The organism is Devosia subaequoris (genome assembly GCF_014197055.1).
Lineage (GTDB): Bacteria > Pseudomonadota > Alphaproteobacteria > Rhizobiales > Devosiaceae > Devosia > Devosia subaequoris.
On the sequence record NZ_JACIEW010000001.1, the window covers coordinates 156288 to 169012 of the forward strand.

General features: G+C 60.3%; 12 protein-coding genes. 8 read left to right on the forward strand and 4 right to left on the reverse strand.

From position 1 onward, the window contains the following. Window positions 1-2 precede the first annotated feature (2 nt). The 5 genes from GGR20_RS00785 to GGR20_RS00805 all read left to right on the forward strand — a co-directional run bounded on the left by GGR20_RS00785 (window position 3) and on the right by GGR20_RS00805 (window position 4759). Window positions 3-650, forward strand: a complete 648-nt coding sequence (locus GGR20_RS00785) for an SGNH/GDSL hydrolase family protein (RefSeq protein WP_183309344.1) — start codon at window positions 3-5, stop codon at window positions 648-650. A gap of 22 nt (window positions 651-672) precedes the next feature. Beyond that, window positions 673-2112, forward strand: coding sequence for a dihydrolipoyl dehydrogenase (gene lpdA / locus GGR20_RS00790; RefSeq protein WP_183309345.1), 1440 nt, complete (start codon window positions 673-675; stop codon window positions 2110-2112). A gap of 56 nt (window positions 2113-2168) precedes the next feature. After that, window positions 2169-3209 carry a Gfo/Idh/MocA family protein gene (locus GGR20_RS00795; protein ID WP_183309346.1) on the forward strand — a complete coding sequence of 347 codons (1041 nt, stop codon included), beginning with the start codon at window positions 2169-2171 and terminating at the stop codon, window positions 3207-3209. 151 nt (window positions 3210-3360) lie between these two features. Beyond that, the gene (gene lipA, locus GGR20_RS00800) at window positions 3361-4314 is read left to right on the forward strand and encodes a lipoyl synthase (protein WP_183309347.1); all 954 of its coding nucleotides are present in this window, start codon (window positions 3361-3363) and stop codon (window positions 4312-4314) included. A gap of 1 nt (window position 4315) precedes the next feature. Continuing rightward, window positions 4316-4759, forward strand: coding sequence for a type II toxin-antitoxin system RatA family toxin (locus tag GGR20_RS00805; protein ID WP_183309348.1), 444 nt, complete (start codon window positions 4316-4318; stop codon window positions 4757-4759). Between the two features lie 70 nt (window positions 4760-4829). Here the strand turns inward: GGR20_RS00805 and GGR20_RS00810 are convergent, their stop codons facing one another. From GGR20_RS00810 to GGR20_RS00825, 4 genes are all read right to left on the reverse strand, one after another. Continuing rightward, a complete protein-coding gene (locus GGR20_RS00810; protein ID WP_276511857.1) occupies window positions 4830-6011 on the reverse strand; it encodes a PAS domain-containing sensor histidine kinase in 1182 nt (393 codons plus the stop codon). Continuing rightward, complete coding sequence (locus tag GGR20_RS00815; RefSeq protein ID WP_183309349.1) at window positions 6004-6792, reverse strand: alpha/beta fold hydrolase; 789 nt, start codon at window positions 6790-6792, stop codon at window positions 6004-6006. Before GGR20_RS00815 ends, GGR20_RS00810 begins: the two co-directional genes overlap by 8 nt. 139 nt (window positions 6793-6931) lie before the next feature. Then, on the reverse strand, window positions 6932-7438 hold the full coding sequence (locus tag GGR20_RS00820; RefSeq protein WP_183309350.1) for a CinA family protein: 507 nt from the start codon (window positions 7436-7438) through the stop codon (window positions 6932-6934). After that, entirely contained in the window at window positions 7439-8629 is a 1191-nt protein-coding gene (locus tag GGR20_RS00825; protein WP_183310019.1) for a bifunctional 2-C-methyl-D-erythritol 4-phosphate cytidylyltransferase/2-C-methyl-D-erythritol 2,4-cyclodiphosphate synthase, read from the reverse strand. A gap of 179 nt (window positions 8630-8808) precedes the next feature. Here GGR20_RS00825 and dusB point away from each other — a divergent pair, with 179 nt between their 5' ends. From dusB to ntrC, 3 genes are read left to right on the forward strand one after another with little or no spacing between them, the layout of a single operon-like run. Beyond that, entirely contained in the window at window positions 8809-9810 is a 1002-nt protein-coding gene (gene dusB, locus GGR20_RS00830) for a tRNA dihydrouridine synthase DusB (protein WP_246349352.1), read from the forward strand. A 14-nt stretch (window positions 9811-9824) separates the two neighbouring features. Beyond that, window positions 9825-10946: a two-component system sensor histidine kinase NtrB gene (locus GGR20_RS00835; RefSeq protein WP_183310021.1), complete on the forward strand. Its 1122-nt coding sequence runs from the start codon at window positions 9825-9827 to the stop codon at window positions 10944-10946. After that, entirely contained in the window at window positions 10943-12391 is a 1449-nt protein-coding gene (gene ntrC / locus GGR20_RS00840; protein ID WP_183309351.1) for a nitrogen regulation protein NR(I), read from the forward strand. The genes GGR20_RS00835 and ntrC overlap by 4 nt, the downstream gene beginning before the upstream one ends. The last annotated feature ends 334 nt before the right edge of the window (window positions 12392-12725 follow it).

Consider the following 12725-nt stretch of genomic DNA (forward strand, 5'->3'; position numbering starts at 1 on the left):
CGATGAAAACCATCCTCGCCTACGGCGACAGCCTGACATATGGCGCCGATCCCGGTGGCGGTCCTCGTCATGCCTATGAGGACCGCTGGCCCACCACGCTAGAACAGGGGCTGGGCGGCAAGGCGCGGGTGATTGCCGAAGGACTTGGTGGCCGCGCTACGGCCTATGACGACTGGACGGCGGCGGCAGATCGGAATGGCGCGCGCATACTGCCGACACTGCTCGCCAGTCATGCCCCGCTTGATCTGGTCATCATCTTTCTTGGCACCAACGACTTAAAGCCGTTCGTTGCGGGTACGGCGGCCTATGCCGCCCGTGGCGCGCGGCGGTTGATCGAGGTGACGCGCGGCCATTTCGCCAGTGTTGGCGAGCCGGTGCCGCAGATCATTATGGTGTCGCCGCCGCATGTGGTGGAGACGACCAATGAGAACATGCTGAGCAATTTCGGCGGTCTGGATCACCTGATCCGTGAATCGCAGGATTTCGCGCGGCACTACCGTCGTCATGCCGAGGAAACCGGCGTGCATTTCTTCGACGCTGCCGCGGTCGCCAAGGCGGATCCGCGTGACGGCGTGCACCTCGATCCGGCAAATACACGTGCTATCGGCGAGGGCCTTGTGCCGCTCGTCAAATCCGTTCTGGGTCTCTGACCCAACTATCCTGGAGGCCCTTATGGCTGACCAATACGATCTTCTCGTCATCGGCGCCGGTCCCGGCGGTTATGTTGCTGCCATTCGCGGCGCGCAGCTGGGCATGAAGGTAGCCATCGTCGAGCGCGAGCATATGGCTGGCATCTGCTCCAACTGGGGCTGCATCCCGACCAAGGCTCTGCTGCGCTCAGCCGAAATCTACGGCCATATGGGTCATGCCAAGGATTATGGCCTTACCGCCGAGAAGTTTGGCTTCGATCTCGACGGCATCGTCAAGCGGTCTCGCGCCATTGCGGCGCAGATGAACAATGGCGTGCAGTTCCTGATGAAGAAGCACAAGATCGACATCATCTGGGGCGAAGCAACCATTACCAAGCCCGGTGAAATCAAGGTCGCGGCATCCAAGAAGCCGGTCGTTGAGCCGCAAGGTCCGGTGCCTAAGAACGCCTTGGGTGAGGGGACCTACAAGGCAAAGAACATCATCATCGCTACTGGTGCCCGGCCGCGCGTATTGCCAGGCATCGAGCCCGACGGCGACAAGATTTGGACCTATTTCGAGGCGCTCAAGCCCGCCGAAATGCCCAAGTCACTTGTGGTTATGGGGTCGGGGGCCATCGGCATCGAGTTTGCATCCTTCTATCGCTCGCTGGGCGCCGAAGTGACCGTGATCGAGCTCCTGCCGCAGATCCTGCCGGTGGAAGATGCGGAGATTTCCGGCCTTGCCCGTAAGCGGCTGGAAAAGCGCGGTATCAAGTTTCTCACTGAAGCCAAGGTCGCCAAGGTTGAAAAGACCAAGGACGGCATTGTTGCTCATGTCGAGACCAAGGACGGCAAGAGCCAGCAGGTCGCTGGCGATAAACTGATTTCGGCGGTTGGCGTACAGTGCAATATCGAGGGAATTGGTCTCGAAACGGTTGGCGTCAAGACCGAGCGCGGAGCCATTGTCATTGATGGCTATGGCAAGACCAATGTGGACGGCATCTGGGCTATCGGTGACGTCGCCGGACCGCCGATGCTGGCGCACAAGGCCGAGCATGAAGCTGTTATCACCGTCGAGAAGATCGCCGGTATGAAGGTGCATGGTCTGGACAAGACCAAAGTGCCGGGCTGCACCTATTGCGAGCCGCAGGTAGCGAGCGTCGGTCTCACTGAGGCCAAGGCGAAAGAAGCCGGGCGTGAGGTCAAGGTTGGTCGCTTTCCCTTTGTGGGCAACGGCAAGGCGATTGCCCTGGGGGAACCCGACGGGCTGGTGAAGACGATTTTCGACGCCAAGACCGGAGAACTTCTGGGCGCCCACATGGTTGGGGCCGAGGTCACCGAGTTGATCCAGGGGTTTGTGGTCGCGATGAACCTCGAAACCACTGAGGAAGAGCTGATCCACACCATTTTCCCGCATCCGACTCTGAGCGAGACGATGAAGGAAAGTGTGCTCGATGCCTATGATCGCGCGCTGAATATCTGATCGCTGCGCGCGGCCCAGCGGCCGATGCGAAGAGGAAAACCAGAGGAGTTATCCACATGGTCAAGGCCATCCAGATCGGGCTGGGACATTGGGGTTTCAGTTGGTCGAAAGACGTTATCCCCAATGTTCCCACTGTAGAGATGGTGGGCTATGTGGATACCAATCCCGAGGCCACTGAGCGGGTGCAGGACGAATTGGGCATCGACCCCAAGCTGTGCTTCCACAGCCTGGAAGACGCCGCGCATCACACCGATGCGACGCTAGCCCTCTGCACGCTGCGGACCGAAGCGCACTACCCGGTTGTCAAGCGGTGCCTGGAACTGGGCTATAACGTGCTGGTGGAGAAGCCTTTCACCACCACGATTGCTCAGGGCAAGGAACTGGTTGCCCTGGCCAAGGCGCAGGACAAGGTGCTGATGGTGAGCCAGAATTATCGCCACCAGCCAGCTCCAATCGCGGCAGCAGACCTCATCGCTGAGGGCAAGTTCGGTGCGCTCAATATGGTGTCGATCGATTTCCGGCGTCATGGCCCCAGCCAGGGCTATCGCTATTGGGATATGCCCGATCCGCTTCTGGCGGACATGTCGATCCACCATTTTGACCTGATGCGTTTCGTGCTCGGCGACGAACCGGTGCGACTTTCGTGCCGGACCTGGAACCCGCCGGGCAGCCCGTTCCGCTTTGATCCAAGCGGGGTGGCAACTATCGAATTCTCAAAGGGCACAGTGGTTTCCTACCGTGCCAGCTGGATGAATTCGGGGCCGGTAACGCCCTGGGCGGGCGAATGGGTGATGGATGGTGCAGAAGGGCAGATTGCCTGGTCTTCGCGCGACCATTTCCGCGACAAGGCGGGCCCGGACTTACTCTCCCTGTTGCCGCTCGATGGCAAGTCGGAGAAGGTCAAGCTGAGCCCGGTCAAGTTCGCCGATCGGATGGGCACGCTCAATGCGATGGCCAATGTGCTCGATACCGGCGAGATTCCACGCGGGTTCAGCTCGGGTGCAGACAATCTGGGGTCGCTGGCGCTAGTGCAGGGGACCATTCTTTCGGCCTCGCGCGGGGGGGATTGGGTCGACATCAAGGAAGTCATGGGCTAGGGGCCCACGCATGGCTGCCAATCACCCATGGGGCCGGGTTGAACCGGCCCGCCAAGGGAGCGATATAGGGGCAACACTCTAGTGGTCGTGTTTCCGAACGGCGAACCGGTGCCCACTTCGCCTGGAAACACTCTAGCCAGTCAGGACTGACATGGTCACGCTCATCGATAATTCGGCTGTAAAGCCGCGCCACCCGGAAAAGGCCAATCGGCCGGATAGCGTGGTGCTGCGCAAACCTGACTGGATCCGCGTCAAGGCGCCGGGCTCGCAGGTCTATAAGGAAACCCAGCAGATCGTACGCGAGAACAATCTCGTCACGGTTTGCGAGGAAGCCGGCTGCCCCAATATAGGGGAGTGCTGGAGCAAGAAGCACGCGACCATGATGATCATGGGCGAAATCTGCACGCGGGCCTGCGCTTTTTGCAATGTACGCACCGGCCTGCCGACGGCGCTCGACCCGAACGAGCCGGACAATGTGGCGATCGCCGTCGAAAAGCTCGGGCTCGAGCATGTGGTCATCACTTCGGTCGACCGCGACGATCTCGCCGATGGCGGGGCGCAACATTTTGCCGATGTGATCCTGGCGATCCGCGCCCGCAATCCCAGGACCACCATCGAAATCCTGACACCGGACTTCCTGCGGAAGGACGGGGCTCTCGAGATCGTCGTGGCGGCCAAGCCGGATGTGTTCAACCACAATCTGGAAACCGTGCCGTCGAAATATCTCAAGGTGCGGCCCGGCGCACGCTATTTTCACTCGATCCGGCTGCTGCAGCAGGTCAAGGAACTCGATCCCACTATTTTCACCAAATCCGGTATCATGGTCGGGTTGGGCGAGGAGCGGAACGAGGTTCTGCAGCTCATGGATGATCTGCGCTCGGCCGACGTGGATTTCCTGACCATCGGGCAATATTTGCAGCCGACCAAGAAGCACTATCCGTTGCAGCGCTTCGTAACGCCGGAAGAGTTCAAATCCTTTGCCACGGTCGCGACTTCCAAGGGGTTCCTGCTGGTTTCGTCGAGTCCGCTGACGCGCTCGTCGCACCATGCCGGCGAGGATTTTGCGCGCCTTAAGGCGAACCGTCTGGCCAAGCTCGGTCACTGATATGAAGCGTTTCTTTGAACGGCATGTGGCGCATCTGCCCGAGCGGATGTATCAGATCGTTTCTGATCTGAGTGACTATCCGCGCTTCGTGCCCAATTGCCAGGCGATGCAGGTTCGGCCCGATCCTGCCGCCGGGGACAAGGATGTGCGGCTGGCCCGCATGACCATCTCTTTTGGGCCGATCACGCAAGCCTATACCAGCCGGGTTACACTGGATGCGAAGGCCCGGACCATCCGTGCCAAGGCTGTGGACGGTCCCTTTGCCTATCTCGATAGCGTGTGGAGCTTTGAGCCCGAAGGGCAGGGGACGCGGGTGCGGTTCGAGATCGACTTCAAGATCTCAAATCCTCTGATTGCGGCTGTGGCCGAGCCGGCTTTTGCCGCCAAGCAGGAGGAAATCATGCGTGCGTTCTGTGAAGAGGCCGACAGGCGGTTTGGCGCTTAGGCGAACTTCCCTCGATTGGGCTTACTGCTGACATCCGTCTCAACATCGCACGCGCGGCAGGACGGTCCACTCAGCTCTGTTGGGCCGGCAAGCGGAAAATGAACCTGATTTCATTTTGTTCGGATTCAACGTCGATCCTGCCACCGTGTGCCTGGGCAATCTCTGATGCGATGTAGAGGCCGAGACCGAGGCCATGGGCGTTGCTGCGTACCTGGCCGCGATGGAAAGGCTGGAACAGCAGTGGGACCATCTCTTGCGGAATCGGGTCGCCTGCATTGACGACACTGAGCGCGAGATTGCCCGCGTCATCGACAGCGCAATCAACGCGGATTTCCTTGTCCTGCGCTCCGTGGGTCACAGCGTTGCCGAGGAGATTTGAGAACATCTGCGCGATGCGGTCGTGATCGAGCCGTATGGTTCGTGCGATTTCGAAACTGGTCGAGATCGTCTTTCCGGGGTGGGCCGCTTGTATCTCAGCTATCACCAGTTCGAGCGTCGGTTGTAGCGGGCGTGCATCGTCAAGGTTGAGAACTATCCCTCCGCCAAGCCGGCTGCGCGCCAGATCCAACACGTTGTCAATCAATGCGCTCATGCGCGAGACGCTGTTCTTCATCAGGCGCAGAATGACGGGTGTGCTGTCAGTCCATGCCTGATCACGGAGTATCTTGCTGGCGCCGGCATCGATTGCTGCCAACGGGTTGCGCAGATCGTGTCCAAGCACTGCTACGAACTGTTCCTTCAGTTCGGAGTTGCGCTTTTCCTCCATGACCATGGCGACCTGCTCAGCCATTCCAGCCTGGAGAGATGACACCATATTCTCGAGCTGACGGCGGGCCTCCCGCTCAGCCGCCCGCGCTTCGACCAGATCGCGCTCATACTGGCGGCGCTCTGTCGCCTTGAAGACCGTGAGTCTGGTGAAGAGAAGGTTGCCGGAGGGGTCTCGGCGTTCGGCGGCATTGGCCAAAACTGGCACCAAGGCGCCATCGGCCCTGACCATGTCCAGTGCTACCTCGTGGAAAAAGCCCTGCATACGCAGCATGGGCGCGAAATGGGTTTCATAAAAAATGCTGCCCGCGACGTTGAGAAGTTCGCGGAGGCGCTTGCCAACGATTACCTCCGGCGACTTGTCGAGCCAGGTGCAGAGCGTGGCGTTGACCTTGGCAATCCGTCCATCTGGCCACATCGAGAGATAGCCGCATGGCGCGTTCTCAAAAAGATCTTCCAAATCCTCGACATGTTCTCCGTCAGACAAAATCGCGCATCGCCAATGTGACTTCTTCAGGCGCACTCAGATTCGGGCAATGGCCACTGGCCTCAAGATACCTCATCTGACTACCTGGTATGGCGTTGTGGACGTATTCTCCCACGTGTTCGGCTGCAATTATGTCGTTGCTGCATTGCAATATGAGCGTCTGCGCTTCGACTTTGGACAGGTCGGCCCGGTTGTCCGACATGAAGGTGACCCGCGCAAACTGTTTGGCAATCTCGGGATCGGTCCGACAAAAACTATTGGTAAGCTCCTCGCCAAGTTCAGGCCGATCGGGATTGCCCATGATCGCAGGGGCCATGGCAGCGGACCAGCCCATGTGATTGTCATCAAGCGATGCCAACAACTCTTCGATTTGCGCGGCGCTAAACCCGCCAGAGTATTCGCCATCATCAATGTAGCGCGGCGAGGGACCGATCATGACCAATTTGTCGAACATGCCGGGCGCTCGAATTGAGGCGAGTGCGCCAATCATGGCGCTGACTGAATGGCCGACAAATACGGCTTTCTCAATTCCGAGTTCTTCGCCGATCTCCACAATATCAGCCGCGTATCCGTCAAGGCTGGAATATTTCTCCGGATCGTACGCCGACAGGTCGGACCGGCCAGCGCCGACGTGATCAAAAAGCACCGTTCGAAAGTCATTGCGGAAATTGGGCTCGATAAATCGCCACATATTGCGGTCGCAGCCAAACCCATGGGCGAACACCATAGCTTTGCCGCCCGTGCCATTCACGGTTACATTATTGCGATGGATGATCGACATATTCCGCAGGCTACCTCAACAGAACCCAATTGGGGTTTTCGACGTGTTCCCCACACGCTTGCAAACGACACTAGCACTTCCGACCCTCGGTACGCCAGCTAGTCCGTCCTGAGCGCAAGCGAAACCTACAATGCCGTACTCAGGGGCCGGGAGGGTCGCTGGTGAGAACTTGTAGTACGAGATCCAGCGCCGCATCGACTGTGGCTTTTCTGATAGCATCACGGCTGAGGTCGCCAAAGCGGTGTTCGATGACAACGGTGGCGAGCTCGGAGGACACCGCGACATAAACCAGACCAACCGGCTTCTTATCCGTTCCGCCGTCTGGGCCGGCAATGCCGGTGGTGGCGACGGCGAAGTCAACGCGGGCAGTGTTGCGGGCGCCATCGGCCATGGCGCGGGCAACCTGGTTGCTGACGGCGCCATAGTCGCCGATGAGGCGCGGTTGCACCTGGATCATGCGGGACTTGGCCGAATTGGCATAGGTGATGTAGCCGCCATAGATGGCCGCAGAGGCGCCGGGGACGTCGGTGAGTGCGGAGGCGATCAGACCGCCGGTACAGCTCTCGGCGGTGACCAGGGTCTGGTTGCGCTCGGCAAGGAGGTCGATGATCTGCTGGGCCGCAGAGGGTTTTGACTTGGCTGCCATTCAATCCACCCTGGGCAATTCAATACTGGCACTGGCCATGGACACGATACCCTCCTCCCGCCCGATAAAGCCGAGCTTTTCATTGGTCGTCGCCTTGACTGCCACGCGATCCGCCGAAATGCCGAGTGTTTCGGCGATCACGGCGCACATGGCGGGGACGTGAGCGGCAATCCTCGGCGCTTCCGCGACAATTGTCACGTCCAGATTGACGATGCGGCCCTTGCGGCGGGCCACCAGTTCGCCGGCATGCGCAAGGAACAGGGTGGATGCGGCGCCTTTCCATTGCTCGTCGCTGGGTGGGAAGTGTGTGCCGATATCGCCTTCGCCAATAGCGCCGAGTATGGCGTCGGTCAGGGCATGGAGCGCCACATCGGCATCTGAATGGCCTTGGAGTTTGGCCTTGTGGGGTATTTTCACACCGCACAGCCAGACCGCGTCGCCGGGCGCAAAGGGATGGACATCGTAGCCGGTTCCGATGCGGGTTTCGGTGCCGTGGTCGGCCATGATGATACGCTCCGCGCGAGAGAAATCTTCGGGATGGGTGATCTTGATATTGGTGCGTTCGCCTTCGACCATGGTTACACCGAGGCCGGCCCATTCAGCGATTTCTGCATCGTCGGTGAAGTCGCGGCTGACGGTTTCGGCCCGGATGTGGGCGGAAAAGATCTGTCCGAAGCGAAAGCCTTGCGGGGTCTGGGCGGCAAAGAGCTGGCGGCGGTCTTCCGTTGTGGCGACAAGGGTGCCATCGCGTGAACGCTTGATGGTGTCGGTGACAGGCAGGGTGGGCAGGGCCCCATCATTCTGCCCCAGAGCCGCAATGATGCGCTCAACGAGGGCAGGGGTGACGAAGGGACGGGCGGCGTCCTGGATCAACACCAGATCGGGATGCAGCGGCGCCAGGGCCTTCAAGCCGGCAAGAACGGAACCCTGCCGGGTGGAGGCGCCATAGACCGGCGGCAGCAGGCGGTCGTCATCGAGGAATAACTGACCATATCTTGACGCGTGGTCCGGGTGAATGACGGCGACGATTTGCGTGATGGCGTCGGAGGTCAGAAAAGCCTTGATGGTGCGGGATAGCACTGGCTCACCCGCCAGCAGCCGGTATTGCTTGGGGTCGGGATTGCCGGTGGTTCCGGCGCGCTCGCCCTTTCCGGCTGCGACAATGATGACGGCTATGGATTTTGGACGCATGGGGATATAGGCACTGGACAATGGAACCGTCTGTTCCAAAGGGTCTAGCTGCCCCTTTGCCATGCGGCAAGAGCAGGGCTGGTTTACCCCGGTGCGACAGCTGGAAGCGGTTGCGTGGCGTCCGAAATTGATTATTGTGCGGGCACCATTGCCAAATTGAACAATTCTGGGGCAATTCCTTGAACAACACTGCCTGCGCTTTGAGCATTGGTGGGCACGCCATCCGTAATCGTGCCTTCCTGGCGCCGATGGCGGGCATAACAGATCGCCCGTTTCGCGAGATTGCTGAACGATTTGGCGCCGGGCTTGTGGTTTCCGAAATGGTGGCCAGCGCTGCGTTGAGCACGGGCCATGGCGGCATGGCGCGCAAGCTGACGCGGGCCGGTACTCTGCCGCATGTGGTGCAACTGGCTGGTTGCGAAGCGCAATGGATGGCCGAGGGCGCGCGCATTGCCGAGGGCGCGGGCGCGGACATTATCGACATCAATTTCGGCTGCCCTGCGAAAAGGGTGACCAATGGCTATGCCGGCTCGGCGCTGATGCGGGTGCCGAACCAGGCGCTGAGCATTGTCGAGGCGGTTGCATGCGCCACGACACGGCCGGTGACGGTCAAGATGCGGTTAGGCTGGGACGATGAGAGCCTGAACGCTGCCCAGATTGCGCGGTTGGCGGTGAGTGCCGGGGCGCAGATGATCACTGTGCACGGGCGCACGCGGCAGCAGTTCTACAAGGGCCAGGCGCGCTGGGCACTGGTGCGCAGCGTGGTCGAGGCTGTCGATGTGCCGGTGTTGGTCAATGGCGACATTGTCGATATCGCGAGCGCGCGGCAGGCGCTGACCGAATCCGGGGCCGCGGCAGTCATGCTGGGGCGCGGGGCGCAGGGGCAACCCTGGCGCGTTGGCCAGATTGGCGCGGCGCTTGGCGGGCAAGAGGCTGCAGCGGCGCCGGAGGGCGCAAAACTCGTGGCTCTGATCCAGCAGCACTATGAAGACATGCTGGTTGATTATGGCGTCGAGGTCGGGTTGCGCGCCGCGCGCAAGCATTTGGGCTGGTACGCTGATGCGGTCGGACTGGCGCTGGACAAGCCGACGCGGAGACAATTGCTCGACAATGAGGACACCAAAGCTGTGCTGTCGCTGATTGATACCCTGTTTTCAGGGGAACGGAGGGCAGCGGCGTGAGCAGTGCTGTTGTAATGGACCTCGATTCCGTGCCGGCGCGTGCCGTGCTGCAGGCGTTGCCGCAGCCGGTGATGGTGCTCGATGAGGCGCGGCGCATCCAGTTCGTCAATTATGCCGCCGAGGCGTTTTTCGGGGCATCGCTGAGCGTACTGACCCGGCAAAGCCTGGACGATCTGATCGCCTTTGGGTCGCCTATCATCTCATTGGTTGAAACGGTGGTGCAGCGGCGAGCGCCGATGACCGAATACCGGGTTCGGGTTGGATCGTCGCGCTTTGGCGATGAGCGCATCGCCGATGTTTTTGCCAGCCCGATCTCGGATACGGACGGGCGGGTGGCGGTGCTGATTCAGGAGCGCACCATGGCCGACCAGATCGACCGGCAGATGGTGTCGCGCGGGGCGGCGCGCTCGGTGACGGGGCTGGCGTCAATGCTGGCGCATGAAATCAAGAACCCGCTTTCGGGCATTCGCGGCGCGGCGCAATTGCTCGAGCAATCAGTGCCGAGCGACGAGGTGCCACTGGCGCGCCTGATCCGGGAAGAGACCGACCGAATTGTCGGGCTGATCGACCGGGTGGAAGTGTTTGGCGACGAGCGCCCGATGGAGCGCGAGCCGATCAATATTCACGTAGTGCTGGACCGTGTGAAGCTGTTGGCGCGCAACGGGGTGGCGCGCGGAATTACCTTCTACGAAGAGTATGATCCATCGCTACCTCCGGTATTCGGCAATCGCGACCAGCTCATCCAGATTTTCCTTAATCTAATCAAGAATGCTTCGGAAGCTATTGAAAGAACACAGAAACCAGAGATCAAGATTTCGACGGCTTTTCGCCCCGGCATTCGCATCAGCGTGGCTGGTGTGGCCGAGCGCATTTCCCTGCCGCTCGAAATCGTCATTGAGGACAACGGACCGGGTGTGCCGCCGGATATCCTGCCATTCCTGTTCGATCCGTTCGTGACCACCAAGACCAATGGTTCCGGCCTGGGCCTGGCGTTGGTGGCCAAGATTGTGGGGGATCATGGGGGGGTGATCGATTGTGATAGCCGTCCCGGCCGTACCCGCTTCCGTATCCTGCTGCCGGTGGCCAGCGGTGCCTTCCAAAATTCCGCCGAAGTCGAAGAGGGTTCGCCCGCATGAGCCATGTCGTTCTGCTTGCCGATGATGATGCCGCAATCCGCATGGTGCTTAACCAGGCGCTGACTCGGGCCGGTTACGAGGTACGGCCGACGGGCAACATTTCTACCATGTGGAACTGGGTGAGCCGCGGGGAAGGGGATATCCTGATCACCGATGTGGCCATGCCCGATGGCAATGCCTTTGAGGTGATGCCCAAGATCAAGAAGCTTCGGCCGGAGCTGCCCATGATCGTGATGAGCGCGCAAAACACGTTCATGACGGCCATCCGGGCTTCGGAAGTGGGTGCTTACGAATATCTGCCCAAGCCCTTCGATATTACAGAAGTGCTTTCGGTGGTGGCGCGGGCCCTGGCCGATGCCAAGAAGCCCACCAATGCCGAACGCAAGGCCGAGGAGCCGGGCGAGACCATGCCGCTGGTCGGCCGCTCGACGGCGATGCAGGACATTTATCGCGCCCTGGCGCGGCTGATGCAGACCGACCTGACGGTTATGGTCACCGGCGAGAGCGGCACCGGCAAGGAATTGGTGGCGCGGGCACTACACGATTTCGGCAAGCGGCGGAACGGGCCGTTCGTGGCCATCAACATGGCTGCCATTCCGCGCGATTTGATCGAAGCGGAGCTATTTGGACACGAAAAGGGGGCCTTTACCGGCGCCAATACGCGTTCTTCCGGTCGGTTTGAACAGGCCGAGGGCGGCACGCTGTTCCTCGATGAGATCGGCGACATGCCCATGGATGCCCAGACGCGCCTGCTGCGTGTGCTGCAGGAGGGAGAGTACACGATGGTGGGTGGCCGCAGCGCCATCAAGACTAATGTGCGCATCGTCGCAGCCACGCACCGCGATCTGAGCCAGATGATCCGGCAGGGCCTGTTCCGCGAAGATCTCTATTACCGCCTCAATGTTGTGCCGATCCGGCTGCCGCCGCTGCGTGAGCGTATCGACGATATCACCGACCTGGTGCAGCATTTCCTGCATCTGGCGCAGCGCGAGGGCGAGCCGCCGAAATCCATTTCTCCCGAAGCCATCCGGCTGATGCAGAACTACAACTGGCCGGGCAATATCCGCGAACTGGAAAACCTGGTGCGACGTCTGTCGGCGCTTTACGTAGACGAGCAGATTTCCACAGAGATAGTGCAGAACGAGCTCAATATCGTCGATCGGCCCACCGGCAACTCTGCCTCGGGGCCTGTCGATATTTCCATGGCTGTCGAAACCCATGTTGGGCAGTTGCTACGCGAGCACGAACCGCATTTGCCGCCGGCGGGGATGTATCAGCGGGTAATCGACAGGGTTGAGGCACCGCTGATCGCCATGGCGCTCAATGCCTGTGGCGGCAATCAGATTAAGGCAGCAGACCTGCTGGGGCTCAACCGCAACACGCTACGCAAGAAGATCCGTACGCACAGTATCGAGATCGTCAAGCACAGCAGCCGTCGGGGGTAGGGGCCGCGCAAGCTCTGTTTTGCGGTCTTCTCGTTTTCGCGGCGCCAATGGCGTAGCTCGTCCTATCAGGCACACCTCGATGCCTCCGGAGCTCGACCCCTAAAAACGCTCTACAGGAGTATCCGGTCTAGCCATTCGAGCGGCTTTTCGGGAATAGCTCTCAAGGCCCCCATCGCGGAAAACGGTCCCGAGTATTCGTGCCATTCGAGCGTAGCTCTCATGGCCTCAGTCCCTAAAATCGCTCCACCGGAGCGATTTTATCCGCGAAGCGGGCCGGGACTGAGTGTCACATTTTGGCAACATTTGTCTTGAAGGGTCGGGGGAATTGGGTCAG